This is a genomic window from Brevibacillus brevis (genome assembly GCF_900637055.1).
GTDB lineage: Bacteria > Bacillota > Bacilli > Brevibacillales > Brevibacillaceae > Brevibacillus > Brevibacillus brevis.
The window spans coordinates 4050963-4077362 of sequence record NZ_LR134338.1; the positions used below are offsets into that span (position 1 = coordinate 4050963).

The following is a 26400-nucleotide window of genomic DNA, read 5'->3' on the forward strand; positions in this document are numbered from 1 at the left end:
GCCGATTTTTTGACAACCTCTTTAATGGAAAAGACCTGACACAAGGTCAGGCCTACTTCTTATCATCCATGCGCAATACAGCCATAAATGCTTCTTGTTGACCCAACGCATCATAATGCATCGTATCAAATCAGAGCGTATTCTGTAAACGTTGATATGACAAGAATTTGTGAAGGCTTCAACATCATAGTGTATTTTTGCGTATCGAGTCAATCCGTCATCTATTCACCAGAAACGGTGGCTGTAGGGTGGATAAATATTTTCAGCTATACAAGCTATATATATTAATGAAGGAATAAAAACAACCCGCCTCATTTTTCTTGGCGGGTTGTTTGCTGCTATAGTCCCTCTGTTCAGTTTATGCACGCCCGTTCGCATGGCACTGTATAGAAAATCGTTAAGCCTTACCTGGCATTCAGCTTTTAAATGCGTCACGTTATATATGCACTCTTCTTGTCGGCCACGGACAGTTACAACTACAGAGTATAGAAAACCATCAGTTGTCTTCTGAACGTGAATTTTGCCACCCATCCTCCCAAACTGGCTCCGATATTCGTGGTGTTTCCGCTCTGCCCACATAGAAATGGTATCCATCATTGGGCGGTATGACATTTTGAGCTGATCCTGATTAAGACTTTCTGCATCCATCGCCAGCGCCTTAAAAAGCGTGCCATACAATATCGTTTCGTGAAGAATCTCTCGCCATTGGTCAGGTTGAATCATTGTCTAATACACCCGCTCTACCTGTAGCATTTTTTCAATGGGCACCCACCATACACCATCAACCCGAACAAGTTTAATTTTACGGGCCTCCTGGTCAATGTCTTTGACCACGCCCCATTCTCTCCGAATACAGTTCTCGTGCCAACTAACGTTGACCGCATAGTCTTTACGTACAGAGTCGTAAATAATCACGTTCATTTCTGCCAATGAATCTGGATCAACCTCGGGTAACGGAACAACGACTTCTTCATAGTGATGTTCATACAGTAGGGTCATTCAAAGTCTCCTCCACCAATCCAGCCTCTATCAAATCTCGGAGAATGTCAGGGGCGCATCCAGGACTTGCCCCAGTACGGATTTTGCGTATTGCTTTTAGGTGCTTTGGGGGTAAAACGGGTATTGCTTGGAGTTGGCCATCAATCTCTTCTTGGATTGTCTCCATGTTAATCATCCTTTTACGAACGTTTGTTCTTATTTTATGAGAACACCATGCGAACATGCAACCACAATTTTTACCAGTGGGGAGATATAAAGTGAATATACGAATTAATTACCAATAATTGACATTTATAGAAACAACATTTATACTCTAATTGTTTACAAAATTATCCAATTAATGGGAGTGGATGTAAATGAAAAAAGTATTATTCTCTGGAGCTATGGCTATTGTAATGGCGGTATCTGCCATTACACCTGCGTTCGCTGCTCCTCAAGACCGCGCAATTCAAGAGGCACAAGCTAAATCAGAATGGGATGGGTCTTTTAGCAACAGCTATACAATTCCTAAAAGTTCCATAATTGCTGCTGTTGCTGGTGGAACTGCTACTATCGCTAAATTGTTGGAAAAACGTGGCGTGCCGACTGAATGGACAGCTCCTATTGCGGCTGCCATTTCTGCTGGGGTAGGTTCCTCTATTACTGGCGACATCAAAGTTTCCGGAACGACATACTACAGATGGATAAAATTCCCGACAAAAGCTTTCTATCGAGTTGAAACAACAATAAAAATGGGAAACACCGTTATCGATGAAGATGTGATTGAGTATGAAGCTGATGCAAATCACGGCGGCGACGTCGCACCGAAATAATGAAAAAGGCCCAACTCCTTATCAGTAGGAGTTGGGCCTTTTCTGTTGCAAGTTACCCCTAATCACCAGAGGTATTCTTACCTGTTTTATTTCTTAATTCGAATAAAAATAATACACATAGATAAGCAAGTGATGAGATTAACCACACATCGAAACTATCATTGTAGTCTACGTATCCCACTCGGAAATACGAAATAAAACCCAATATAACAACTAGTGCAACAGTAAAAATAGAGAAGTTTTTAAACATTTTTTTAAAAGACACTCCAGTCACAGCAATCACCTTTTTTTTCAGAATGATACTACAAGAAGCCCTTTTTTATTCATTATGATATCACACCGCTAAGTAAATTGGTAATAAATTCCATAGTTCTTAATGCGTATATTTGTAATAAACTGTAATATAATTCAAGTGATAAAAGACGTCCATTTTCAAATAAAAAATGCCCTCCCCCGTTTTACCGGAAGGATGGCTTTCGCTTTACTTTGTCGCTTTTTCTGTTACTCGATCCAGCATTGTAAACATGAGCCAAGGCAATTCGTGCAGCACGCCCACCGGGTCGTCAGTCAATCGCTGCTTCCATTTATCGGGGTCATTCAGCAGACCCTTGGCCGCAAGACTGTCAATCGCATTCAAGCCTGCTTCGCGTTCCCACTGTGCCAGCTCCAAAGTAGCAGTCTTTTCTTTATCCACGGATTTGTCAGACTTATCAACATCATACTGGTGCAGCTCATACTTCTCGATCAGGCTGACCAGCTTACCAGGATAATCAGGATCGGTCGCATAGCCGCCTTTCCACACGGCATAGCATGCTGCTTTGTAGTCAGCTCCCAAGACACCATGATATCGAGTAGGCTTGTCCCTAGTACCATTAAGGATCAACTTCGAATGGTCAGCAATGGATTCGGCCCAGCTATTGTAGGCTCGAAAGTTGGCGTTGACCGTAATCCATTTCCCTGCGGAAAACTCTTTGGTCGGCATAGATACATGGCCGGCTGTCCCAGTGCCCTTGATACCGAACAGATTATTTGCCTTTTGCGTCAGACCACTCTTTCCCCAATTGCTCTCCAGGATTGCCTGTGCAATGGTCAGCGAAGCAGGTACCCGGGTCTTTTTCATATCCGCGACGGCTGCAGGTGCAATCTTTGCGATAAACTCTTGCTGAGTCATTATTGATCACCTTCCCTTTTCACAAATGTCTGTTTCCAAATTTGATGCCCCAACGTCGCGATTCCAGCAGCGAGGATGCCCTGGATCGTCGCTTGGACACTGATTGCTCCCATCACTCCCCAGGCTAGTCCAACACCACTCACGGTCAAAAGCCAAGGAATCAGCCAGTCAGCTACCCGTGGTGTTTTCTTGAGCATCGTCCCAATTAACAGGAGTGCGATAACAACAATTAGAATTTCATCCAACAAGTATTCGTTGGCCAATAGCAACAGGTCTGTTTCTTTCATTCTGTTCATCCACCTTTCGTAATCGATTCAATGAGTTTCCAAATCAGCGCTCCAGCTCCTAGCACTGTCCCAACAATCCAACGTTTATCATCTCGGCCTTGTCTTTTATCGTTATCGATTCGTTGCTCAATTTCTTTCTTGATGTCCTCGGCCTTCTTCGTTAGATCGGTGATCTCTAAGCTCAACTCATCGAGACGCTTGTGGGCTGATCTCGTGCTTTGCATCGCTTCGATGGCCAGCTTTTCCGTTGAGTCGAGTTTGTTTGCCATATTGCCGAGCTGCTTAATTTCTGTTTCGATTTTCCCTATCGCAACCAGGATGTCAGTGATTCCTTTTTGTAAATCTTTGATCTCGTCTGCCACTAACACATGACCTCCTCACCCCCTGGGGGCAAAAGTAAAGGGAGCCGCGTCAGCAGCTCCCCATGAAAAAACGCCTTCTCTGAATGATGAGTCGGCGTCAGCGCGGTGTAGCCATGATATTTTTCTTTTCCTCTTCGGTAATGTAGTCCTTCGCTACTGCATTTGACAGGTTCTCTTCGTCTACCGACTTGCAAACCCAGCACATCAAGAAATAGTTAAACAGTCTACTTGCCATGTCCTTATCTCTCCCTCTTGAATGTTTTTTATATACCAAGCAGGTAGTTGATTGTCCCCTGCATGATAAGCGCTTGTTTTTTGAGTTGGGCAATCTGTTCCTCCGGCGTAACATATAATTCATCCGGAAAATCAGGATTTTTGTAAAAGCCATCTTCTGGCGTATAACAATATTCCATGATTCGCACGTCACCGGGAATAATCTCCACATCGTGGATCACGTAGTCTTCTGTATTTGCATAAACGGTATGGCCCACATCGATTCCATTTTCTACGATGGTTGCTTTTTTCCCGATATGCAAAATGGTTTTGTCTGTCGCTTTCGTCAGCACTTTCACGGTACTCTCTCCCTTCTAAAAAAGTGTTTTCGGAATCAGTAGTTCTGTCGGTGAAATGGCGATCCCAACGAACACTCCGCTTTGTTCTTGAGAAATAACACCAGTTGTCGTGCTGTAGTAATAATTTTCACCCGGTCTTAGCCCGGTGTGCCCTCTTGAAATACCTCGCGCCAATATTTTGCCTCCAGGTTGAGCAACACCGAAGTTTATACCAGCCCCTGCTACAATCAAATCAACGACACTTCCATTGGGCAAAATTTTTACTACCCGTCCCTGTGTAATAGTCCCACCTGGTGAAACGACTACATCAGTTGAATCCCCTGTTATCCTGCTCTCCCAAAATGGGAATTGAATAATCATTTGATTGCTCGCAACAGCTAAACCAACTTTATGATTGACGTCGGTAGCAGTAACGTTCCCGTTGTCATCGACATACTGATGATTCCCGGCCGCTAACGATCCAGGAGCCTTCGAAACGCCTCGTATACCCATCTTTATCGTTTGCCCCGCTGTGCCGCCATTCAACGCGATCCCTTTTGAGCCTAACCCACGTACTTTGTAACCTCTTAATAACCCCATATAAAAGCCAGCTTTGTAGCTACCAAAAGGCATGACTAACCGCCCTTGTTTCTCAAACAACAATGGCGAAAACGTATCGGTTGCAAACTCTTGCCTTCCGTCTACCCAGAAACCTGTTGGGAATGTTATTTCATTGGTGGATGAAATGGCAATACGTTGAAAATTAATAAAGTCTAGATTGGTATTTACGTAGGTTGCCGCATAATAATCTGTGCCATTTCCATCTTGTTTTAGAAACGTTACCTTTAGTCCAATACCCGCAAGCTGTCCGATCATAGCTCTAGTAGTGTGATACGTAATAACATCACCAGCGACACTTAATGAATGAGCGTATCCCCCCGTTGCAGTTGTGTGCGGTAGCGCTGTCACAAGGCAAATCCTATCCGGTCCAGACTTTGCCGCATAACAATGAGACGCTTCATAGAAGCCTATGCTTACAATCGAATTATTTAACGAATCAATAGTACTTCCGTTTACCGTTAGCAAACGAGCATACAGAGTGTATGGACTTGATGAGTTGTTATAAGCAACAAAAACACGAGTTGGCGACAAGACAAGCAAGCAAGCACGATACCCTTCTACACCAGTCATTGACCACGCCTGCGTATAAGTAACCGTCATACCGGAAACCGTTGCAATCGAAAACCGCAGCTCTGTTCCATTGCTTCCGTCACGCCATGCTACAATCGCTTTATTCGTTTCAAGCAAATCAGCCATGACTTTATCATTGTTTTGCCAACCGTATGGTGGACTTGTGATGGTTCCAAACGTAATGACGTTGTTTGCTGTAGAGACAACAACCGACCTCACCTGATGTGTAAATAAGTTATTGTATCGAAGTACATACACGAGCAAAACCTTATCCTTATCCACCAATACAGGAGTCATATGTTTCGGGTCCTGGTTAGTATGAGCTGCTTCGAAGACGACAGGTGAGCCAACGGACATATTCCCCGCATCATCAATCGTCATAATCAATGCGGCTGCTGACCAAAGTGCGTTCGTCCCGTCTTGGATTTTGTACGCAATAAATGCGCGGTTCTCGTCCAATTTGCACGCCCCAACTGCCTGAATGTTTTTGCCGACCTCGAAATTCAATGCAGAAACGCCGTCTTTGGTGAACTCCGCTTTTGTTTTGCGTACCTTGCCATTGATATACTCCACAACATCCCCGGCTGTCACTGTCTCCCCTGGCGCAACTTGCAATCTTGCGACGATACCCTCGCCAACATTTTGTCCTGCTCCACCCCCCAAACCATGAGCCAGTAACAAGCTATCGATATCCATTATGAAATGCCCCCTTAGAAGTTTGGTACTTTTGACGTAATCAAGCCGTCTGAATCATACGTAAAGGTCCAGCTTTTCGTCTCCAGCGCCACGGTTCCAGCGTTGTTGTAATACGTCAATGAGAGGGTTTGGTAATTACCATTGGCATCAGGATTGGACAAAATGGATTGGGCATAAATAGTACCGTCAGCTCTCTTGTGGTCTACCACCTTGTACAGCAGTTTCATTTCGTCCTTACTGCCTGCATACTGGCGCAAGTTATTATGCTGGCTAACCAGATACCAAGGTGTCCATTTTCTCTGTGATCCGATATCCTGAGAAAACCGCTCATATGTCCCTGTGCCATCGAATGCGGTCATAACTTGATGAACCCATCTTGCTCCACCATCTTGACTATGGGAAGTAACTTGACAATAACGCCACCCATGAGTACCACCAGGGCAAGCGTTTAGCAAAAGGTTCCCGTCGTAAAAACCAGTGGTTATTACATCGTTCCAGTCTCCAGTGACAGCTTGCGTTTTTCTTACATACTGGGCGTGCGGATCGCCTGAGTTGTTGTGGTTGCCAGTGTGGAAAATTAGTTTGTCAGCAGAACCGAGAAATCCTTCTCCAGTTGTTAGGTCGATACTGAACCTATCAGAAACTTTCGCACCCGCACCATCTGTCTGTTGCACAAACAACTTGTTCAAGTCATTCACGAAGGCGACCCCTTTTGCATCGGGAGTGCTGTCCTGCAATAAAAACCTTGGGGCTGTGTTGTTAATTTCGAGTTGCCCTGTCATCCTGTCACCGTCACGTTTTACAGCATTCTCCAGAGTAGTACGAGGCTCCGTCTTCCAGTCTGATTTACCTGTGATTTTCTTAATCATGTTCGCCAGACCACCAAGCAAAGCTGACAATACCCCTGTATTCACAGGCGTTTTCGTCTGATCAATTGTCCGCTCTCCAATTTTTGCATCGGTTACGCTATTATCAGGATGGTCTAACGTTGCGGCTGCTTTATGAGCTTCGAACATTGAATCGATGATATCCATATTTCCGTTTTGATCTTCAACGTTGTAGTTCTCCGTCGGAAACGGCTGCTTGAGTTTAAAATTAGGCGTATAATTCGGCACTTGTCTTCCTCCCTTCTATCTAAGGTAGCGTCGATGAGCGCAATTCTTCATGTGTCCTCGTCGCCAACTGGTTGTGTGTGTAACCCAATAGTTGCTCATATCGATTGAACAAATAAACATAAAGCACTGCCAAATGTGCTGGCTTAATATCTTCAATGGCGACCTTCACGTCTTCGATGTTCGGCGGGATTCCTACAATGCTAGAAAAAGTAATCGTGATGGTGCTGTTGGCGAATGCTACTTCCACCTGGCCGTTCGTCCAGCTATCCACCACCAACTTAATAAGAGCGGCGTCGACTTTTCCTGTCCCGCGCATTTTTGATTTGATAAGCGATCGGCGTTCATCAATCGGTTTGCTGGCATCAACAGGAATGCCTAGCTCCGTCTCATAGATAGATAAAGCCCATGTTGCGGAGTCAACAGACATTTGCCTATGCAAATCAGCGATAGCCGCATCCCTGCTATCGAGCTGTTCGGCCTCTGTGTCAAAAATAGCTTTATATACTTTTGATTTTCGCTGGAACGGCTGTAATCGTTTTAGCATAGTATCCGACCTAGACATTGACAGTCACCGTCCCTACTACAGCCACTTCCTCGTAATTGATAGGCACATTCGCTGTACCATTGTTGACCAGGAGGTTGCTGTAGTCAGTCACGCCCTCGCTATCCAAAATAGCCGCCCCTACCTTTGCGTAGCTGACAATCGCTTCGACGAACGCGATCTCTTTCAGGCGCTTTGTCAAACTTGCGGTGATGTTTTGCGTCACCTGTTCTTGTGTATACCCTGGAGATAATGTCACGGTTACCGATACATTGATGTCTACTCCTGTTGCACTTACAACTGTGGTATAGGCTCCGATTGGAGCTGCGCCTTCCCCGAGCCCCTTTTTGCCTGGATCGATATGAGTCTGCGCGTCATTGATAATAGCCATACTTGCTGGTTGCTTATCACCATCGATGATGACAACCTTCACCGTGTTGGGGCCCTCCCATAGCGGAATAACGCGGGCATCTCCCACGCCCGTTACTTCTTTTGCCCAGTTTTTATAGTGAGCCTTATTGGCGCTTGTAGCTGGTGTACGGATGCGCTCATAATACCGCTGGAGAAGGTCTTCATCTGACTCGGCATCGAAACCGTCTGTCATAGGTTCCGGGTTTGTTATGGAAGTAAAGCCGGGCAAAGTCACAGGGAACATCGTAATCGTGTTTGCCGGAACATTACCGGTACTACCCGCAATAACAGCTTGAGCCTTCACTGTTCCTGACGTGGTGATTGTTTTCGTTTCGGTGATCCGGAATTGAACGCCGCCTGGCGTTTCACCCAAGTCGCCTAGATTGGCTGTACCAGTTCCATGTAATAGTACATATCCAGAAGAAAAGGTCGCCTGTTTTCTATCAATTCCAGTGCGTTCCTTAATACGTTTTGCCAGCTCATCGCCAGACAAGTTTCCAATATCCAATTTTTCTTTTACGAAGCTAATAGCCTGATCTATTTTTTCGAATTGCTCTGCTGGCGGCACAAGAGCGTCATACATAAACGATCCTTGCCGCTTGTCGTGCTCATTAGATACAGTGTGAAGCATTTCAGAAAGGATTTGATCTTTGTCTGCCACTATATGGATACCGTCCTTTCTACCGTGCCATAAATGCTAGACACCTCAAAGTTGATCTCCAATCGGGAGCCTGTCTGTGAAAAAGAGAAGTTGTCCACCTTCGTGATCGCCTCGTTTTGCAATAAAGCCTCCCGAATCATCCTCTCGTATTCAGACCGAGAAAAGTCAGGATGAAAATTCTGGCCGATCAATGAGTGGTGCTCGCTGCCGTATTCGGTTTCTGCGTAGATCAAGCTCCTCTTAACAGTTCGGAGTATTTTCTCTATCCACACTTTGATGTACTCCAATCCGGTTACCTCGATCAGCTTTCCATCTTTTAAAACAAAATCACCCGCTACAAAGTCCCACAGATACGTTTTATGAACGGTCTGGGTCTTCATCTGCTGGGTGATCTGTGCTTGCGGTAAATCCAACTGAGCAATCTGTGGTAAACTCATTCATCCGGCTCCTTCCATACACGATCTTTGACAAACCACAGTTTTAGCGATTCGTCTGGTTGCAAAATAACCTGGTCGCCCACTTTCAGCCCGTCGGTATACGTGATGGTTGCCTTGATCTTATTTTCCTGACTGTCAGGGTTATCCGTGATAGGAATATCCAGATTCGTGATACGTTCCTGTATAGTCCCACCTCTTCGATAAAACGTAATGGCTGCTGGATATTCCTCATCAAGTCCGGACATCTGTAGCTCCGTTAATTCGATGGTACGCTTGTAGCCGGGCATGAGACTTTCGCCAATAATCAGGTGCCGCCTCTCTAAAACGATGCTTTCGCCGTACTGAATTTTGAGAGGTGTTACAGAAACAACCGTCCCGACCCGCGGAGCCGTACTCGGTGGGTTGCGGTTCTCATTGTACAAATCAACAATCAGTTTGGCCAGTCGGTCTTCACTACTCACCTAATCGCCTCCTATTTCACGTCCTCGGGTAAAGCCAAGTCCAGTTGCATCGTATGCATTTGGTTCTTCACTTCATGCTTGGCGCTGGTAATCATAAATCGATTTTGCATACCAGTGACCGGCTCTGTTACATCGAGCAGACGGCCAGCCTTAAAAGCAACGTCACCCATTAGCTGGATGGTGTTTGTCTCGTGAATTCGTGCCAGCCTCTTCAATAGGATTCGAGAGACTTCCCTCGCTTTTGCGGCATCCTCTGCATCTATCTTGAATACCTCTTCCAGCAGACCGTATTTGCGTATTAGCCCCTCGTCCTGGGACATTGCCACGATCTCATACTTGGGCTTTGACTTTTCCTTCTCATCGCGCTCGATGAGGATTTTTACACGGTTTCGCATTTCTTCAATGGATCTCGTGCGATCCGCGCCTAACGGGTTTGTCATCACGTCCATAGGTGCGATGTTCTCAGCCAGCTTGAAGGTGCCTTTGATGAGTAAATCTTTCATTTCCTCAAAATAGATTTTCCCTTGCCGCATCTCGACATTGTATCGTTTCCCGCTCCGGCGCTCATGGAGCTTGTAAATGGTTTCGATAATCTCGGCAGGACTTTTCTCTAAGAAAATATCGTCTATGATCGTCGGCATTTCCGGGACATTTCCGATTAGCATACCGAAATCGCTAAGAATCTTCGTAATGGCTTGTGAAGCCGGTATTTTATTAAACTGGTACACGCTTTTTGACTTTCCAAGATACCAGGCATAATCATATACGGTGTACGTAATCGCGCTGCGTCCCTGCCGACCTTCTTTTACAACCACACCACGGTTTATTTCTTCACCATCTTTGAGAAGCAGCACGACGTCGCCAAGATCACATGGGTTAACCGGGAACAATTTTGCGTCCGTCCAGTTCACATCAAAATTCATCGCGGACATCAGCGACAGATTGGAGTCCCATGAGATACTGCCCACCAAGGGTGTGAGGTCATGGCTTTTCTGACCGTCGTTTTTGATTACTAGGACTTGAAACATGGCCTCAGCTCCTTGCCGTGCTTACAAATGGAAATTCGGTCATCTGCAAAGTATAGTCAATATCACCGCTCCGCCCCACACTATGTTCGAAGTTCGTTATGGCAACCGCCATGTTCAGGGACTGTGCGCCGTTTGAGTCAACAATGACCAGTCTCACCGGAATCCGCATCTCGCGCCAGCGCTCAATTGTATTTACATAAGCCATTCCCCACATGCTGCGGTTTTGCAAGAAGGGATAGTCCCGGATCGGGAAAAAGCTCTTGATATCTACTGATCGAAGTCCTTTCAACCCGATCAGTAGAAGCGACTGCTGCAGCCCATCCACCTGTTCTGTGCCCCAAGGCGAAGGTACGTTGTAATCGGCTGGAGGCACAGGAAGTTGCATGACCTCTGCATTGTTGTTAATCGACAAAAACACGTTGATCAAGTCAGCACCCCCTACGTACTCCACATATGACGCTCAATTCGTCCGAGTAAGCTGTCTGCCAAATCTACCGGGCTTAAATTATCACGTAACGTCGCCTTTGTATTCTTGTCTGTTGCCTTGGTATTTCCGGCTGTAGCGTCAGTGTTAAACGCTAACGCATTCGTATTTGCATTCAGCGCGTCCGTCAGCTTCTTGTCGCGTTGTCCGCTTGCCTCACGCTGCTCTTTCCTAGTTTGGTTCAGGTCATCTTGGAATCCGGTATTTGCTTTTGCTGCTGAAAAATCAACCTGGGGAATGATGCTCTTTGTTTCCCATTTCGGCATCTTCGCATCGAATTGAGCAGCACCAAAATTGACATCGATTCGTTGCCCGCCGACTGCTTCCAAAGCTGCGTTGATCGGAGCCAACATATTTTTAGCGCCCCATTCCGCAGCAGAAACAATCCCGTTCCACATCATCGCAGCGCCGAACCCAATTCCTTTCCATGCAAAATCGTATGCACTTAAAAGTGTGTTGGCTAGGCCAATCGAATTGTTTACACCCTGCTCTGTATAGTCCACGACACCGTTCCACAGTTCTTTAGCGGCCTGTTTGACGGTATCCCAGTTTTGCACGACATAAATTCCGGCTGTAACCAGGAGTCCTAGCAGCGTAATAACAAAGCCGATCGGGTTGGCTGCCATGACCACATTGAGCCCCATTTGCGCAGCTCGCATTATCCCGATCTGTCCGGACGTTACCATCGCCGCTGTGCCCATTAATCCTGTTCTCATGGCAGCAAAGGATGATTCTTTGCCAAATAACGCGGTGGTAAGTGTAGCGGCTGCAACAGCAATCTTATAGACCACAAGCGATCCAGTAACCCCGTAGACAACAGGCCCAATTACGGACCAGTTACCAGAAACGAATACCGCAATATCGCTCATTACCCCGAATGTGGATTTCGCAGCATTGTAGACGGTCATTAACCCAGCAGAGAAACTGGCTCCCCAGGCTGCCGCGCTGTCACTGGATAGAAACGCCTGTATTCCTCTCAGGTCATCCTTGAGAGCAAGAAACAGAGGCGATGTCAATTCAGCCAACTTTCGCGTTCCTGACTCTTTAATGTTGGCAAGAGTGTACTCAAAAGTGTCTGACATGGACTTCATGGAGCCGCCAAAACGTTTCTCCAAACCAGTCATGATGGCCGGCAGAGCCTTGTCCGCAAAAAGCTCTCCGTTTTCGGCCATCTTCATTAGCTCGGCTTTTGATTTCCCTAACTCCTGTGACAACAGGTCCCATCCAGCGACACCGCGTTCCGCTAATTGGTTCATTTCCTCTGCGGATACTTTTCCTTTGGTTTGGATTTGACCGATCGCCAAAGCAATTCCTTTTAACTGATCTGTATTTCCTCCCACTGCCGCTACCGTATCACCAAGTCGCTGTAACATCGGGATAACCTGGCTACCAGCAAAACCCATGCCCAGCAAAGTTTTCGCTGATTGCTGCATGCCCTCAAAGTCAAACGGGGATGTCTCAGCTAATACTTGTAAATCCTTCACCATCTTCTTTGCATCTTCGGCGGATTTTAATAGGATGCTAAAGGATCGTTCCGCTGTCTCGGCTGTCATATTCGCTTTCACGCCAATTCCGACCATGGCTGTTGTTGCGGCTCCAATGGCGACAGCGGCCATGCCTGCACCTGACTTAATCGATGACCAAGTTTCAACGCCAACGTTTTTCAGGTCCTTCAAATGCTTTTTATAGGCGACTGTGCCGCCAATAATCTTTTGTAGGGTCCCTGTTACCCCGTCTTTGAGTACAAGGGTTTTGCTAATGTCTTTTGCGCTCACATAGTCCTCCCCCCGCTTCTGTGACCTGTCTTTCAAGACACGTAAAAAGGGCGGAATTTATCCGCCCAACTTTTTGCTCTCTTCTTTCAGGTGTACAAGAATGGACTGCATCATAAATCTTTTCGTAAGCAAATCCAAGTTTAATAAATAATCGAGGGCGAAACCGCGCTGCACATAGTGGTGCAGAAAGTAAAAATCGGCATCGCCCTCGATTAGTTTTTTAATTCAGTGTCAACTTTTCGCACGCCTACTTGATATCCTGCAAGTTGCAAGGCGAGTCCGCCAATCGCAGCAATCTCACCCGGTCGAAAAATTATTGAAACAATGTCTATTGGTTCTACACATCCGTACGCCTGCTGCAGCGAAGCGTCTTTCAAATTTGGCTCACTCACACAATGATAAACAAGATGGTGGTCGGCCATTTCGCTTTGCGCTTCGTCATGAACCATAATTAGTGCTTCCGTTGCAATCGCTTTACTCGGTTCTTGGACGGTAATTTCTCCATCCAACGACTCCACATACAGAGTAATCGTTTTTGCCTTCCGTTTTTTGATTTGTTCTTTTTGAGCGATCAAATCTGCAATTGTAATTTTTTTGGACATTTTTATTCCTCCATCTTTGGGGATTATTATGGGAGCATGTCAATCATTTCGTAATCACTGAACTTGAATGGTATTTCCTCGCTACCAGTCGTTTTTAACTCAAACTTTAGAAGCATAAACTCAGAAATCGTCACATCATGGATTGCCACCCGTTCAGCCCCACTCGCTCCTGGGTCTTCCACTTTGCCGACAATCGAAAATCGAGGATATTTCCCTTGCTTCACGTCTGCAGCCATTTTACGTTGCACGCGTGAATGGATTTTCTTGATTGTCATGGAACCTTCGCCTGCCCACCCAAGCTCCTTTTGGTAGGTAGCAGGATCATTTGCAAAGGTGACATCCTCAGAGTTAATCGTCACCTTTGCTTCAAAGCTATCTACTTCCGCCCACAGTTCACCGTCTACCCAAACACGGCCGTACGTCCCATTCACGATTTTTCGGGAATCATTTCTTGCCATTCAGATCACCGTCCTTTCCTTAAACGTGAATTGCAATTTTCAAATCTTCAACCGCGTCTAAAAACTTCAAACCTCCGGACAAATACACATCATCCTGGAAACTCGACGTTTTTACTTTCTGATCATCCCACCCGCTCGTGTCAGTGCCGACCGATTCCCACGCTTGCCGTTGGGCTTCGATATCCACCCCCATAGCGTTATTTGTGCTTGGGTCCAACACTTCACCCTGTAGCCCACGAAGGTAAGCATTAATGGCCGTGATTAACAACACCTGATTGTCATAGCTGTTGTTTACTTTCCCGGCATACTCCTCATTAAAGGTGCGGGTGATATCTTCTTTTACCAGGTCATGTCCTTCGATGATTTTGATTTTCTTAAAATCAGGGCCCTTTGTTGGCGTTGTGGTCGTCAACGAGTTTACTCCGCGTGCGATCTTGATTTTCTCCCCATCGTTGATAAGGATAAGCTTTCCTGCGTCAATGTCAGCGTCTGGCGTTTCGCTTTCCTCAATCGCTTCAACCTCTGGCAATTCGTAGAAAGTAGCGCTACGCGTAAGAGGCAACCCCGCTAGAATGCCAGCGACCCGTGCCGTATACTCCGATGCGGAATAGGTTTTCGCTCCGACAACAATGCCCCCTGTCGTAAAATCGATAATCCCTTCATGGTCGGGGGTACTGTTTGGCAATACTGCCTTGAACTTCTTTTTGTTTACATCACGCCACGTCTTTAACTGCGTGGCAATGTCAGGGACATCAGCAGCCCCAATACCAGGCACAGCCAAGTAATCCCACCGTTTTCCTGCCAACCTTGTGAGCGCACTTTTGTAATCCGTTGCCGTTGTAGGTAGTCTTTCAACGATAATCTTCGATGGAACACCCAAAAAGGCTTTTTTGATATAGTCCAAATTCGTTGCTGACCAATCAGTTGCATCTATGTCCGAAATGGACCTGTATTCCTTCGTGTTGAAAGTTTTTCCTGTGTCATCTTTCAAAATTAAGGCCACAATGCCCCGCTGGCTCCTTTGGACAGCCGAGACTGATAATGAGGAAAAAACAATTGAAATCTCAGGTAGCCCCATGCAGCATTCCTCCTATAGTTTTTTCAAAATCTTGTACAACTCTTCATCTAGTATCTCGTTCCAATCTTGGTTTATTTCCTTACCAGCTTTGTCGAAGATGTTGAATCCAAGCACATAGCCTAATTCTTTCTTGTCTGGCTCTGGCCCGACCATTCGGTGACCATATTCCAGCAAGTGGGCGACAGGGGAACGGGAGTAGGTTCGCACTTTGTACTCCTTTCCTTTCACCCACACCTTGCCACGCTTGATTGAACGGAAATATTCGCCTGTATCCTCGACAACAGATTGCTTGGCTTTACGTAGCACAATCTTTCGGGCATGATTACCGGATCGCATCATGAGGCGCCTGGCTTCCTTTGGAAAATGCTTCACCAAATTATCAAGCTCACGCCGGAACGCCTCGATATCCTTGTCGTCCACATCAAAGTCAGCCACGGAGCTTCAACTCCTGCATTTTCTCCTGGTTCTCTCCTGCACATGGATCAACTGCCGGATCATCAAAGAAAGTAAAATCAAAATCGTAATGCACCACTTTATCGAAGATACGAGAGGAATAGTCGTCAATCGTAAAGGTGCGATCAGCCACAGCAAAGTTCAGGCTGAACAGTTTTTCAAGCCGATCCTGCACGTTGTAAGCCTCTTCCTTATAGTCGTATCGATCAGTAGGGAAAAAGAGTATGCGACATGTCATGTCCCGTTGTGTGCTGAATTGCCCGCCATTTCCGCTGTTCGTCTCCAGCGTCACGAAAAAAGAAGGGCGTGCAAACCCTTCTTCAACGTCACTGCTTTGGATTATGATGTTTGGAAACTCTGCTTCGATCTTCTCGTTAATGGCTGTGTTTATCTGAACGCGTGTCAACATGTCATCGTCTCTCCTTACACATCAATTGCAACTCTCGCTTATTGAATTCAGGATGGATAATGTACATAATCTCAAACGAGATTCCGCGATAGTCAATCATCATCGAAGGCTCTATTCCTTCTCGAAAGCGAATCCGTATGCGAGTAGTGACCGTCGACTCACTTTTCTGGGCCACAAGGGATTCGTGTCCACGTAAAGGTTCTATAGCTGCCCATACCGTGGCATAGTCGATCCAGGATTGCTTCTTTTCTTTCATACTGTTCTCGATCCATTTTTGCTTGCGAATCGTGATACGTTTATTTAACCGATTAACGAGCTGCTTCATGGCGTCCCCTCCGGCGCATAGCTATGCTGAAGTTGCGCCATAATGGACTGACATGTAAACCGTACCTTGTCAGAAGATGGCTGCGAGCCAATCAAATCTCTATTTTCGTACCAGTCCGCACAAAGGACGAGGCAATATAATTTCGCCAGAGGATTCGTTCCGTCAAACACAACCTCAACAGCGTTATGCAGATATTCCTCGGCTGCGTTGGCGATGATTCGAATGATTGCGTCTTCATCCTCCCCATCCACGCGTAACCAGGTCTTTGTTTCATCAAGCGTCAATATTGCCATCGTCATTCACATTCCCGTCATTCTCAGTGACGCTATTCTCAAGGTGTGCCTTGTATAACGCTTCTCGCTTTTCAGCATTGCTGTCGTCGCCTTCAATTTTTAATACATCTAGCACCTTTTTCTGTTCGGGTGCTGCAAGGGCGGCGAATTCCTCGAACGTCAACTCTTTCTGTTCTGGAACATCCTTCTCTTCCGACACTTTCAAAAAGCCTTGCGATACCAAATAATCTACGCGTTCAGCGTTGTCCAGCGAATATGTGTCCCCGATGCAGTATAGCTTCATGTTCTGATATCGTTCTCTGAAATCTTGAATCACTTTCGCTACCATTTTGACCACCTCCCCTTCAATCATAAAAAGGCCGGTTGCCCGGCCCTAATCGTCGTATTTTAAGGCGTTGGAGTGACATCTAACTGACCAAATACAGCAGCCTCGGCATCCCACTTCACGTAATCGTCGCGCATGATTGTCCGCAATTCAGTAGTATCACGACGCCATGCGTCGCCACCTTCGCGTGTGCTAGCTAGCTCGAAAAAACGGCGGTTAAACAGCACCATGAATTGTTTGAGGTTTCCTACAATAAGTGGTGCTTTATTGGTATTGGACGGCAGATTTCGATTACTCATAACAGCAATAGGACGGCCCTTATACATCTTACGCCCTGGTTGTGTAAAGTCGTCCGTAAGAATTGGACGGCTGTTACCGTCGACCTGATTATCCAGCCAGTTGAATCCGTCCTGGTTAGTAAGGATGGCAGCCGAGCGACTGATTGCTGGATCAAGGTCTACATTGAGTACCGTGTTGATTGCTTTCAAATCAGCTAAAGTCTTTGGAGTGACTGTTTTCAAAAGGTTAAGAATGTGGAAATTACGTGTGTGAGCCGCCTTACGGGCAATCCAGTTTGTAATATAAGCGATCAGGTTAGCGTCATTATCGGCTAATAGTTCGTTAGTCAACGGTAAGAATCCAGCTCGTTTCTTGACCTTATATGAGATTGGAGTGAATTTCGGGTTGTCAGTAGCCTGAATATCTCCATACTCATCAACATCCGCAAATGGTGTCATGTCTGCGTCGGATTCCAAAACACGAGTTCCAGATAATGCAGTGACGTTTTCAACAGACACGTATGGGCTCAAATCATTCCAGTCACGCATGAGCATATTAATCTGTGTTTGGATGTCTTTCGGAACGATGATTCCTACATCACCATCTGCGATAGCCGGATTCGTTCCGCCCTCATTCATAACTGCTCGTTGCTCATACTCCCGAACCACAGAACGCATCTCCTCATTGATTCCTCGGCGTCGAATCCCCCGGAGCACGATGCCTGTATATTCTTTCTCAAGTTCCTGCATGTCTCGTTCTTCAATGTTTCCGTCGTCGTTCAGTTCTAGGCCACCCAAGCCGCGGGCTTCTGTTTCCTCAAGCTCACGTTGCAAATCCACTTTAACTTGTAGGCTACGGACTTCGTCCATTTTCTCTTTTGCCTCGTTCGTTTTATCATCAGCCAACATGGTACGTACTTCCTGTTTTGCGGTGTCCAGTTTCTGGAGCAGCGCTCGCAATTCCTTTGTCATTTGATCACCTCATAAGATTTTTGGCAAAACAAAAGCTCAACCGATGAGGTCGAGCTCGATAAGCATTTTTTCTTTTTCGTACTGATCGACAGCCCGTTGCTCACTAGCTTTGAAGTCTTCTAGTGATCGAACAGATACGTCATTCTCTGGGTATGCTGCAAATGGTGTCGGTGAAATTTCGGGAAGTGTTGCATTCAAGACTGTTCGCTTATATAGGGATTTTCCGTCTCTCTCAATCTTTGACCATCTGTCTCCATTCGTCCTAACATTAAAACCGAACGAGACTCCGTCAACATCCCCGCGTTGAATACTCTCATACGCATCGTTTCCCCAACTGCTGTTCGGCAAGTCTAATTCAAATCGTAATTCGGATTGTCCATCGAAAATACGAAGGGTCCCACTCTTGGTATTGCCCAAGATTTGATCAGTTCTATGGCACCAAAGTGATACTGTCGGATTTTCTCGTAAGTATTCAGAAAAAGCTCCTGGTGCTATTACCTCCACAAATTCGTCACCATACCAGTCCCTCATGACATGCGACTCAGAATCGTACTTAATCCCCCCCTGAATCGTCCGTTTGCTTTCCTCGCCCTCGACTGCTCGAATCTCAAGCTTTACCGGCATCGCTCTGACTTCCTTTGTTTGGGTCGTCCTTTTCTCCTGTGCCAGCTCCCCCACCTCCTTTCGCTTGATAAGCTGCGCCCGCTTGTGTGATGGGCACGTAACTACCGTTTACAAGGAGCTGATCTCCTCCTTCTTTTGGGGGCAGATTTTCCAGTGATCTCGGCTCATTTGGTGTCATAAAGCCACCTTGTACCCCGATTCGATAAGCTTCATATCTGGTTTTGATATCACTGCGTAGGATCGCATCGACATTAAATCGAAAGAATAACCCCGCTTCGATCTCGTCAGTAAGGAGCAACTTCCAAGTCAACTCCTGCTCGTACCCCGTCAACTTCGGTTGTAACGTGTCAGTGTAAAACCCTCTTTGCTGCTCGACTACATTTGAATGGGTGGCTGCATCCAAATCGTTCAACTGGTGCATTTTAACGCCCCACGCTGCCGCGATCTGGCGGATTGTAAGCTGATTGTTTTCGAGAAACTGTGCATCATGCATATTCAATGCGATCGGCACAAATTGATACCCCACAGGCATCAGTGCAACTCGATGACTGTTGTTCAACCCAGAAGACATCGTTTCAAATTTCTCTCGAAAATTTTTCTTTGCTTTTTCGTCAAGGTCGCCAACGTACTGGATAATACCTTTGGCTTGAAGCCCTTGTTTGTAGAAATTGTTGACGAATTTGCTTGCCGATGCCCCATTTTCGAGTGTGCCTTTGAGCATATCCAGAGCTGAAAGCCCAACAATCCCGTCAAGCGTAATACCGCCCTTGAAATGCAGGATTTCATGCGGCATGACCTTTCGCTGTTCGTACCCCAAATTGACTTCGTACCATAGACTTGATCGATTTGTGATGATACCACTTGCCCTCGTGTCATTGTCTACCCAAATTTTTACCCTACTTGCATCCATCGGCCACAATCCTACGATTCGTCCACGTCGGTCAAACTCAATACTGGCGTATGCATTTCCGTACACATTGCATTGTGCCTCAATGCATTTCCAAAAATCGAAGGAGCTCATGTACGGATTTGGACGGAGCCGGAGTAGTTGGAAAACCGGGTGCCGCGTTTGCCTCTGAATCCCTGATTCGTCTTCCTGGTATACTTTGATCGGCAATTTCGCCACAGATTCCGACAGAATACGGATACACGCATAAACCGTATCGATTTTGAGAGCATTTTTCCCTTTTACATTCACATCGCCAACGTCGATCCCTAGAACTTCAAGAAGCCGACGATCATCTACGTCCAGTTCTAAGGTTTCACGCTTTTCAATCCCGAGCCAACGCCGTGCTATTGTCTTGATATTCACATTTGCACCTCCCTCCTCTCAAAATCGCAAGCGCTTGGGAATTTACCCCCAAAGCTTGTCCAAGAATTCTTCTTCTGCGAACTCTCCAACGTTCAAATCGATCTCCTCAAATAGCATGGCCGTTGCCATCGCATTGATCATGGCGACAATCAGGTCGATGCGTTCCTTCGATTTGTTTTTCATTGGCTTGATGTTCTCGTTTCCATCGACAGCAATAACGATATTCCCCCAGCACCAACGCGCAACGGGATTTGTTTCGTGGCTCATAAGCCCCCGCTTCATGAGCTGCTCGATCATCTTCATAGCAGGGCTCATGTTCTGCATGTTTTGGGGGATTTCAACGACATCAACACCACCGCGAATAAGCCGCTGAGACAGCATGCGGCTGTTCCATGGGTCGGTGCCCAGGGTTTGAATGTTGTATTGCTTATTTGCATCCAATATGCTGGCCTCAACGAAGTCATAGTCCACAACATTCCCGGGAGTAGTGTGCAAATATTTCTGTGTGACCCATATATCATAGGGAACTCTATCAACTCGGACTCGTTCTTTCATGTTGTCTTCGGGAATCCAAGCATCAAAGATGACTCGCCAATCAGGGATACCCTCTTGGGGAGGAAAAAGATAACAGGCTGCTGTGATGTCAGTTGTGCTGGACAAATCCAAACCTGGATAACAGCGTTTGCCTACTAATTCTGACGGTTCCCACTGTCCTTCCGTCTTGTCCCACAATGTCAAAGGTTGCCACCCCGTTTTTTTCAGTGATATCCATTGGTTTAGCCGCAGCCATCGGAAAAGTTTCTCCGATGCCTCACTGTTGCGTGCCGAAACGGCCTCTTGTCGGACAGATTCAATGCTGATCGTATGCCCCAAACTCGGGTTAATCCTATACCACAAAGCCTCGTCATAAATGTCCTCTTCCGGCTTGTCAGGATCGAAACCGTAGTCGTCTGGAATGCCATAAACTCGAACGTACCATGATGGATCAACCAGCTTACCGGACAATAACTTGAGCGCTTTATCATGGATTTCAAACCCGATTGAATGCCGATCCGGGTCATCCCCTGCGGTCGTAATCACCCACCACAGCGGTTCCTTCCTCGCCGCCCCTGCGCCGAACGTCATCACGTCCCACAAGTCCCGATTTGGTTGAGCATGTAACTCGTCAAAGATTACAACTGTCGGGTTGATACCGTGTTTGGTGTATGCTTCGGCCGACAAGACTTTCATAACAGTGCCCGTAATAACATTTTTGATTTCTTTTTTGCTATCCAGCACCTTTAGTACGCCGTCAAACTCTGGCTCTTGCTCAATCATTCCACATGCGGCCTTATAGACTAGCTCCGCCTGCTGCCGATCCGCCGCGCAACAGTAAATCTGTCCTCCTGGTCCGTCGCAAACCAAATGATAGAGAGTTAATCCAGCAATCATTGTCGTCTTACCGTTTTTCTTCGGCATTTCCAGATAGGCATATCGATATTGGCGGTAGCCGCTCTCGTTAACCGTGCCATATACATCCTGTAATAAGCTAGTCTGCCAGTCGAGAAGAACAAGGGGCTGTCCATAAAAATCATCGACACCCTGGAGCATGCTCATAAACTCGATTGGCTCAAGCGCTCGTTGTTCATCATGGACCATGGCTAGCACGCCTGTTCATAAATTGCGCCATTGCTGATTTTTTCTCTTCCTTTTTCGGCTTGGGGACGTTTTTAACTTTGGCCAACGGATTCAGGAAAAGCCGATCTTGCATTTTTAGCAGCATGTCCATCTTCTTGTTGATTGCCGATTCGATTTTGAGTATGCCTTCAATACTTGCCAACTGGGATAGGTAACGGAGTGCTTTGTAATTCACCTCGTCTACCGCTTCTGCACGACCAATGTATTCATCAAGGATGTGTTCATCGACGACAATGTTCTCAAGTCGCTGATACTGCACAAGCAGACGCTCATACTCGCTGAATGTCTTACAGTACAGTGCAAGCGTGCCGACGTCTGAGCTGGTCAGTAATTCGACTCCCTGATCAGCCGCACTCTTATACTCCTTTACCAACTCATTCCAGATACGATTTGCAATCTTGTCCTTGCTGACGTAGCCTGGCTTTTTCAATTTTTTTAGGTCTTGGGCTCCTAACTTGACTTCTGCGTCCTTTCGTTGCTGGATTTGCTCTTTGGTCAATCGATTCGGGTTGCCCTCTGCAAGATGTAGAGCAACAGGTTTTGCATTTCTTCCTGCCACGAGGGCTCACCTCTTTCCAGAAAAATTTCAAAAAACGAAAAAAATTCGTGCGAGGGGGGCGAGGCGGTCTATAAAAAGACGCCTACAGATTTTTTACCCTCCCCCGTACCTTCTCCGGTCCTCTGCTGTCTTCTTGTTATGGTGTGCATGGCACAGCGACCGTAGATTGTCCAGCCGTAGACGTAAATCCCAGAAGAGAAGCAGCGGCTTGATATGGTCAACCACATCAGCCGAAGTGATACGCTGCTCCTGCTTACAGTCTTGGCACAAGCCGTAGTCCCGTTGCAAAGCCTCGTTCCTTACGGCTTCCCATTCTTTGCTGTGATAGAAGTCGCTCGACTGTTTGTTGCGCCTATGCTTATCGTAGTTTGCTTGCTGTCTATTCCTGGCCTGCTGTTGTAAATGCTGGTGCTCCTCACAATACCTATCTGCCGTAAGCTCGGTGCAGCCTGCTTTATTGCAGGGTCTTTTCGGTTTTACTGGCATATCGCACCCCGTTTTATTCTTGACCTCGCTCGTGGCATCTGCACTTTTTGAAAGGATCAGCTTTTCGTTGCACCGAACTTCCTGGTTTTGGGGGAATAGGAGGTATCGCTATTTTCATATGCGTACCTGGACTCCTTTTCAAAAATAAACCACAAGGCTGCAAATCAGTTAGTTCAAACCTGCCTTTACTGCATTGCCTAATCCTGACTTCCCCTTCGATAACGGTCTTATCCGGCATGACCTTATCGGATGATCTTAGCTCTGCGTAGTGTTCACAGTGTCGGCAATTCAGAATTTCCTGTTTTTCCGTAAACGGCCACAATAGAAACACCACCTCGTTAAGATAGTAAAAAGCCACCCGATATGCCGGATGGCTCATACATTTTCGCTGTTCATAATTTTTCGATGTTATCATAGTAACACGGGCTCACTGAATAAAAAATGAAGTGTTTTTGAAACGAAAATGAAATCAGTTGAACTCTATCCCATCTACGCCAAACACTAGGACTGATAAGGTATTTACCGCATTTTTCACATCATTGTACACCGTTCTAGGCTCAATATTGTGAAATTCTGCGAGCTCCTCAACCGTTTGTTTTTTCTCGGAAATGTACAACTCATAGATGATGTTGTATCGACGTAAATCCTCTTGTAGCCCTGATGTTTCACACATTGCTTGATAGACACTGATCATTTTCCGTACGAATTTCACCATAACGATCGTCCTTTGTCTGCTGCGTTTGATGGACTCTAATGCTAATTCACTGGAGTACAAATCCGTCATAACATCTGCATATTCCACCGCTGTCACTTTATCCCTCGCACCTTCTACATGGCTCACAAACGACCGATAGTGTTTCAACAACAGCTTTGTATTCCGGAGCCGCCAGTCCCGTTTTTCTTTTTGCTGCTTCTGTTTCTCTTTTTCAAGAAACTCTATCGCTGCCTTAACCGCAGTTTCCGCAGACAGCTTGGTTACTTCTTCTGCTAGTCTTTGATTCAAGGCGACCACCTCCACTTTGCTGTTTATTTCAACGGGCTTTTGATTCTCTCGTGATGAGGTTTGTGGTTCTCCACCCAGAGCCGATCCGCTTTGAAATAGTTCCCGAAATCGTCCTGTTCAGGAAAACCTCCATTCGTCGCATCACGTCTGACATGCTTCGTATTGCATTCAGGGCAATAGACGGACAACTGCAATTCCTTCACGAACACTTTTTTTCGTTTCTGGCATTTTTGATTTTTGCAATAAACGTATGTTTGATAGTGCGGTACTCCATTGATGTTCCGAATAGCCGGATACTCCTTAGTTGGATCAATGAGTGATTCTTCAAGTGGTATGGTCATATGAGATTGGCTCTCTTTAGGAACAATTGGATTTTCCGATCCATCCACCCAGGCCGCGCCCTCCTTCACTTCCAACCCAAGAAGCGGCCCCAACTTTTCTCCAAGAGACTGAGACAAAGTATGTCCGCCATTAATGAGCGGTAGCTGTCGCAATCCCTTTACCTGCTTGTCCACTTCTTCGGAAGCTTCCGGCATCTCAAAGGGTACAAAGGGTATTGGGATACCTTTCGATTCAACAATAGGCTCCTCTTTATTTGGCGCTCCTGGATCAGAAAAAATCGGGCCGTAACTCATACTTTGCTGAATCGGCTTTGTGATTTCTTTCAGCTCGTATCCCAAGAACCCAAACATCCCTTGAATGATGTTTAACACCTGCAGGTTATTCGCTTTACTCAACTCAAGCTCTACGCGCTTTGATCCTTCGGAAACATACAGTTTTACACTCATCGTACAATCCCCCTATTTTCAAAAGTATTTATACTGCTCTTTGATCGCTGGTTACTTCCAACCCAAGGCTATACTTCTCATTGATGTGCTTGAGGTATCCTTCAAACTCGCCGTAGCTTGTGTCATAGATTTCCTGCGATGCAATCATTTCGAATTTCACCCGAGTGCCTTTCTTGGTAGGCTTGTACCATCTTATGGGCTTCATTTTTCCTTTCAACATGTCAAACCAAGCGAAAGCTTTCACACCCGCATATGCTGCTTCATCCTTTGCTAATTCGCTTGTCATGCCACTGTAGTTCTTTTCTCCACCTAGAACTCGGAAATTTGATATGCTCATCCAAAACACTCCCAAGAATAATTTTTGGAATAATTCGAGTTAATCTTGACAAAAGTCATTACAACCATTTCTCCTAAAAACCGAGAATTTTACAACCAGTTACCGATTTGTTAATTCAAAGTAGCTCTTTCAGTAACGCTCGCATCAGCTCAATTGTTCTGTCATTGTTAGACTTTTCATCGACATTCGGGATATACTGACGATTAGGTAATTTCATTTCCTGTTTCAGTTGGGTGAGCATTTCTCGGAGCTCATTCAACTGTTTTTTTGTTTCTGCATGTTCAGCGGCCAATTCGTCCATTCTGGCCATAACTTCTTCAAGCGAAACTTCTACAGGAGCTGCATCGCGTTTATTACCAGCGCCAGACGCCTCTAGTATTCCCCAGTTTTCTTTCATCCGTTTCAATTGCGTCCAACTCGAAAGTCCGTATTCCTTACGAATATGCGAATCGATTTTGCCTTGCTTGACCAATTTCAGGTAGACCTCTTTGGTCAAATCCTTCCTACTTTTCGTTGCAGCACCCATCGTATTCTTATCTCCCTTCACGAGACGTTCCATTTCTTCTGGAGAGAGCCGATAGGTAATAACCTCGCTCGGCTCCATAGCCTCTTCGTTATGTGGAAAACGGATATCACCACGTCTCCTGGTTCGTCCAACAATTCTCGCTTTGCTTACCATGACTGATTCAGCACAAGGCTACTGCAACATTTTTCATGTTTTTTAGTTTCCTAGACACGTTGACCTGGCTCATCCCTAGCTTTCGCCCAATCTCTTTTTGAGTGTATCCCTCCAAAGCAAGCAAGGTGATATCTGGCTCTTGACGGATCAGCTCCGTGAACAACCTTTTAGCTTCGACCTCTTCTTCCACCGAATCAAAGTTTGCGAGTAAATCCGCCAGTGATTCCTCTTCATTACCGACCCAATCCATGGAAATGACATCACCTGTCCGCTTCGCGGTCATTTGCATACGGATGGCTTTTCTTATCTCATTCTCAATCCATACTCCTGCATACGTCGTGAATTTAAAGCCCAGAGACGGATCAAACTTTCTTGCGGCTTGAATAAGTCCAATGCATCCAACTTGAAAAAGGTCATCGTAATCAAAGCCAGTAGGCGGATAATAATTTTTCAAGATATGGTGAACGAATGGCAAACTGTTCCGAACTAGCGTATCAATGTCGTCGCTCATTACAGCGTTCATTGTTTAATCCCCTTTCCCCCATGTGCATTATTCTCATACGCTTCTTCAAGCCAGTTAACGAGCATGAGCATTTGTTTAATGACCAGCGGATTGTCCCGATACTTCTTGCTGATAGCAGCGCTTGAGTCGGCCACCCATGCCCAGAACTGCTCGGTATGCATCCCATACATAACAGCAGCCTGGTTTGCCTGATTGATCCAGCCGACAACATCGTCGTAAAAGGCTTTGTAATCCATA

The 26400-nt window shown here is 46.0% G+C and carries 37 protein-coding genes; 1 reads left to right on the top strand and 36 read right to left on the bottom strand.

Going from position 1 to position 26400, the window contains the following annotated elements; all coding sequences use genetic code 11:
* Positions 1 to 225: 225 nt before the first annotated feature.
* Both EL268_RS19360 and EL268_RS19365 read right to left on the bottom strand, forming a co-directional pair.
* Positions 226 to 723, bottom strand: coding sequence for a YhjD family protein (locus EL268_RS19360; RefSeq protein ID WP_106653978.1), 498 nt, complete (start codon positions 721 to 723; stop codon positions 226 to 228).
* 3 nt (positions 724 to 726) lie between these two features.
* Positions 727 to 999, bottom strand: coding sequence for a YolD-like family protein (locus EL268_RS19365; protein WP_106653977.1), 273 nt, complete (start codon positions 997 to 999; stop codon positions 727 to 729).
* A 356-nt stretch (positions 1000 to 1355) separates the two neighbouring features.
* Here EL268_RS19365 and EL268_RS19375 point away from each other — a divergent pair, with 356 nt between their 5' ends.
* Entirely contained in the window at positions 1356 to 1811 is a 456-nt protein-coding gene (locus EL268_RS19375; protein WP_106653975.1) for a hypothetical protein, read from the top strand.
* A 481-nt stretch (positions 1812 to 2292) separates the two neighbouring features.
* On the opposite strand, the gene EL268_RS19380 is transcribed toward EL268_RS19375, so the two are convergent.
* From EL268_RS19380 to EL268_RS19540, 34 genes are all read right to left on the bottom strand, one after another.
* Positions 2293 to 2982: a glycoside hydrolase family 73 protein gene (locus EL268_RS19380; RefSeq protein ID WP_106653974.1), complete on the bottom strand. Its 690-nt coding sequence runs from the start codon at positions 2980 to 2982 to the stop codon at positions 2293 to 2295.
* The gene (locus EL268_RS19385; protein ID WP_106653973.1) at positions 2982 to 3269 is read right to left on the bottom strand and encodes a phage holin family protein; all 288 of its coding nucleotides are present in this window, start codon (positions 3267 to 3269) and stop codon (positions 2982 to 2984) included. Before EL268_RS19385 ends, EL268_RS19380 begins: the two co-directional genes overlap by 1 nt.
* Before the next feature lie 5 nt (positions 3270 to 3274).
* Positions 3275 to 3631 carry a hypothetical protein gene (locus EL268_RS19390; protein ID WP_106653972.1) on the bottom strand — a complete coding sequence of 119 codons (357 nt, stop codon included), beginning with the start codon at positions 3629 to 3631 and terminating at the stop codon, positions 3275 to 3277.
* 97 nt (positions 3632 to 3728) lie between these two features.
* The gene (locus EL268_RS32880) at positions 3729 to 3866 is read right to left on the bottom strand and encodes a hypothetical protein (protein ID WP_164724494.1); all 138 of its coding nucleotides are present in this window, start codon (positions 3864 to 3866) and stop codon (positions 3729 to 3731) included.
* A 28-nt stretch (positions 3867 to 3894) separates the two neighbouring features.
* Positions 3895 to 4203, bottom strand: coding sequence for a hypothetical protein (locus tag EL268_RS19395; RefSeq protein WP_106653971.1), 309 nt, complete (start codon positions 4201 to 4203; stop codon positions 3895 to 3897).
* Positions 4204 to 4218: 15 nt separating this feature from the next.
* A complete protein-coding gene (locus EL268_RS19400) occupies positions 4219 to 6069 on the bottom strand; it encodes a hypothetical protein (RefSeq protein ID WP_106653970.1) in 1851 nt (616 codons plus the stop codon).
* Positions 6070 to 6083: 14 nt separating this feature from the next.
* A complete protein-coding gene (locus EL268_RS19405; RefSeq protein ID WP_106653969.1) occupies positions 6084 to 7184 on the bottom strand; it encodes a pyocin knob domain-containing protein in 1101 nt (366 codons plus the stop codon).
* 19 nt (positions 7185 to 7203) lie between these two features.
* Positions 7204 to 7728 (bottom strand): putative phage tail protein, encoded by a 525-nt coding sequence (locus EL268_RS19410; RefSeq protein ID WP_164724495.1) that lies wholly within the window; start codon positions 7726 to 7728, stop codon positions 7204 to 7206.
* A gap of 10 nt (positions 7729 to 7738) precedes the next feature.
* Positions 7739 to 8797, bottom strand: coding sequence for a baseplate J/gp47 family protein (locus EL268_RS19415; RefSeq protein ID WP_106653967.1), 1059 nt, complete (start codon positions 8795 to 8797; stop codon positions 7739 to 7741).
* Complete coding sequence (locus tag EL268_RS19420; RefSeq protein WP_106653966.1) at positions 8797 to 9234, bottom strand: DUF2634 domain-containing protein; 438 nt, start codon at positions 9232 to 9234, stop codon at positions 8797 to 8799. Before EL268_RS19420 ends, EL268_RS19415 begins: the two co-directional genes overlap by 1 nt.
* Positions 9231 to 9695: a DUF2577 domain-containing protein gene (locus EL268_RS19425; protein WP_232029941.1), complete on the bottom strand. Its 465-nt coding sequence runs from the start codon at positions 9693 to 9695 to the stop codon at positions 9231 to 9233. Before EL268_RS19425 ends, EL268_RS19420 begins: the two co-directional genes overlap by 4 nt.
* An 11-nt stretch (positions 9696 to 9706) precedes the next feature.
* Positions 9707 to 10723, bottom strand: a complete 1017-nt coding sequence (locus EL268_RS19430; RefSeq protein WP_106653965.1) for an XkdQ/YqbQ family protein — start codon at positions 10721 to 10723, stop codon at positions 9707 to 9709.
* Between the two features lie 4 nt (positions 10724 to 10727).
* Positions 10728 to 11141 carry a hypothetical protein gene (locus tag EL268_RS19435; RefSeq protein WP_106654026.1) on the bottom strand — a complete coding sequence of 138 codons (414 nt, stop codon included), beginning with the start codon at positions 11139 to 11141 and terminating at the stop codon, positions 10728 to 10730.
* 20 nt (positions 11142 to 11161) lie between these two features.
* Positions 11162 to 12982: a tape measure protein gene (locus tag EL268_RS19440; RefSeq protein ID WP_106653964.1), complete on the bottom strand. Its 1821-nt coding sequence runs from the start codon at positions 12980 to 12982 to the stop codon at positions 11162 to 11164.
* A gap of 212 nt (positions 12983 to 13194) precedes the next feature.
* Positions 13195 to 13584, bottom strand: coding sequence for a phage tail assembly chaperone (locus tag EL268_RS19445; RefSeq protein ID WP_106653963.1), 390 nt, complete (start codon positions 13582 to 13584; stop codon positions 13195 to 13197).
* 26 nt (positions 13585 to 13610) lie between these two features.
* Positions 13611 to 14042 carry a phage tail tube protein gene (locus tag EL268_RS19450; RefSeq protein ID WP_106653962.1) on the bottom strand — a complete coding sequence of 144 codons (432 nt, stop codon included), beginning with the start codon at positions 14040 to 14042 and terminating at the stop codon, positions 13611 to 13613.
* A 19-nt stretch (positions 14043 to 14061) separates the two neighbouring features.
* Complete coding sequence (locus EL268_RS19455; protein WP_106653961.1) at positions 14062 to 15120, bottom strand: phage tail sheath subtilisin-like domain-containing protein; 1059 nt, start codon at positions 15118 to 15120, stop codon at positions 14062 to 14064.
* Positions 15121 to 15132: 12 nt separating this feature from the next.
* The gene (locus EL268_RS19460; protein ID WP_106653960.1) at positions 15133 to 15555 is read right to left on the bottom strand and encodes an HK97 gp10 family phage protein; all 423 of its coding nucleotides are present in this window, start codon (positions 15553 to 15555) and stop codon (positions 15133 to 15135) included.
* The gene (locus EL268_RS19465; protein ID WP_106653959.1) at positions 15548 to 15982 is read right to left on the bottom strand and encodes a phage tail terminator family protein; all 435 of its coding nucleotides are present in this window, start codon (positions 15980 to 15982) and stop codon (positions 15548 to 15550) included. The genes EL268_RS19460 and EL268_RS19465 overlap by 8 nt, the downstream gene beginning before the upstream one ends.
* Position 15983: 1 nt before the next feature.
* Positions 15984 to 16307, bottom strand: coding sequence for a phage head closure protein (locus EL268_RS19470; RefSeq protein WP_106653958.1), 324 nt, complete (start codon positions 16305 to 16307; stop codon positions 15984 to 15986).
* Positions 16304 to 16600 (bottom strand): head-tail connector protein, encoded by a 297-nt coding sequence (locus tag EL268_RS19475; RefSeq protein WP_106654025.1) that lies wholly within the window; start codon positions 16598 to 16600, stop codon positions 16304 to 16306. The genes EL268_RS19470 and EL268_RS19475 overlap by 4 nt, the downstream gene beginning before the upstream one ends.
* A complete protein-coding gene (locus tag EL268_RS19480; RefSeq protein ID WP_106653957.1) occupies positions 16581 to 16928 on the bottom strand; it encodes a hypothetical protein in 348 nt (115 codons plus the stop codon). The genes EL268_RS19475 and EL268_RS19480 overlap by 20 nt, the downstream gene beginning before the upstream one ends.
* 59 nt (positions 16929 to 16987) lie before the next feature.
* The gene (locus EL268_RS19485) at positions 16988 to 18175 is read right to left on the bottom strand and encodes a phage major capsid protein (protein ID WP_106653956.1); all 1188 of its coding nucleotides are present in this window, start codon (positions 18173 to 18175) and stop codon (positions 16988 to 16990) included.
* Between the two features lie 36 nt (positions 18176 to 18211).
* Complete coding sequence (locus EL268_RS19490) at positions 18212 to 18799, bottom strand: HK97 family phage prohead protease (protein WP_106653955.1); 588 nt, start codon at positions 18797 to 18799, stop codon at positions 18212 to 18214.
* Entirely contained in the window at positions 18783 to 20111 is a 1329-nt protein-coding gene (locus EL268_RS19495; protein WP_197724031.1) for a phage portal protein, read from the bottom strand. The genes EL268_RS19490 and EL268_RS19495 overlap by 17 nt, the downstream gene beginning before the upstream one ends.
* A 42-nt stretch (positions 20112 to 20153) precedes the next feature.
* On the bottom strand, positions 20154 to 21749 hold the full coding sequence (locus tag EL268_RS19500) for a terminase large subunit (RefSeq protein ID WP_106653954.1): 1596 nt from the start codon (positions 21747 to 21749) through the stop codon (positions 20154 to 20156).
* Complete coding sequence (locus EL268_RS19505) at positions 21739 to 22347, bottom strand: terminase (protein WP_106653953.1); 609 nt, start codon at positions 22345 to 22347, stop codon at positions 21739 to 21741. The genes EL268_RS19500 and EL268_RS19505 overlap by 11 nt, the downstream gene beginning before the upstream one ends.
* Positions 22348 to 22440: 93 nt before the next feature.
* Positions 22441 to 22833, bottom strand: a complete 393-nt coding sequence (locus EL268_RS19510; RefSeq protein ID WP_106653952.1) for an HNH endonuclease — start codon at positions 22831 to 22833, stop codon at positions 22441 to 22443.
* A gap of 469 nt (positions 22834 to 23302) precedes the next feature.
* Positions 23303 to 23836, bottom strand: a complete 534-nt coding sequence (locus tag EL268_RS19515) for a hypothetical protein (protein WP_232029943.1) — start codon at positions 23834 to 23836, stop codon at positions 23303 to 23305.
* A gap of 23 nt (positions 23837 to 23859) precedes the next feature.
* Positions 23860 to 24624: a hypothetical protein gene (locus EL268_RS19520; protein WP_106657680.1), complete on the bottom strand. Its 765-nt coding sequence runs from the start codon at positions 24622 to 24624 to the stop codon at positions 23860 to 23862.
* A 28-nt stretch (positions 24625 to 24652) separates the two neighbouring features.
* Positions 24653 to 24961 carry a hypothetical protein gene (locus EL268_RS19525; RefSeq protein WP_106657679.1) on the bottom strand — a complete coding sequence of 103 codons (309 nt, stop codon included), beginning with the start codon at positions 24959 to 24961 and terminating at the stop codon, positions 24653 to 24655.
* Between the two features lie 115 nt (positions 24962 to 25076).
* Positions 25077 to 25565, bottom strand: a complete 489-nt coding sequence (locus tag EL268_RS19530) for a hypothetical protein (RefSeq protein ID WP_106657678.1) — start codon at positions 25563 to 25565, stop codon at positions 25077 to 25079.
* 82 nt (positions 25566 to 25647) lie between these two features.
* Positions 25648 to 26163, bottom strand: coding sequence for a sigma-70 family RNA polymerase sigma factor (locus tag EL268_RS19535; RefSeq protein ID WP_106657677.1), 516 nt, complete (start codon positions 26161 to 26163; stop codon positions 25648 to 25650).
* The gene (locus EL268_RS19540; protein ID WP_106657676.1) at positions 26160 to 26399 is read right to left on the bottom strand and encodes a hypothetical protein; all 240 of its coding nucleotides are present in this window, start codon (positions 26397 to 26399) and stop codon (positions 26160 to 26162) included. The genes EL268_RS19535 and EL268_RS19540 overlap by 4 nt, the downstream gene beginning before the upstream one ends.
* Between the last annotated feature and the right edge of the window lies 1 nt (position 26400).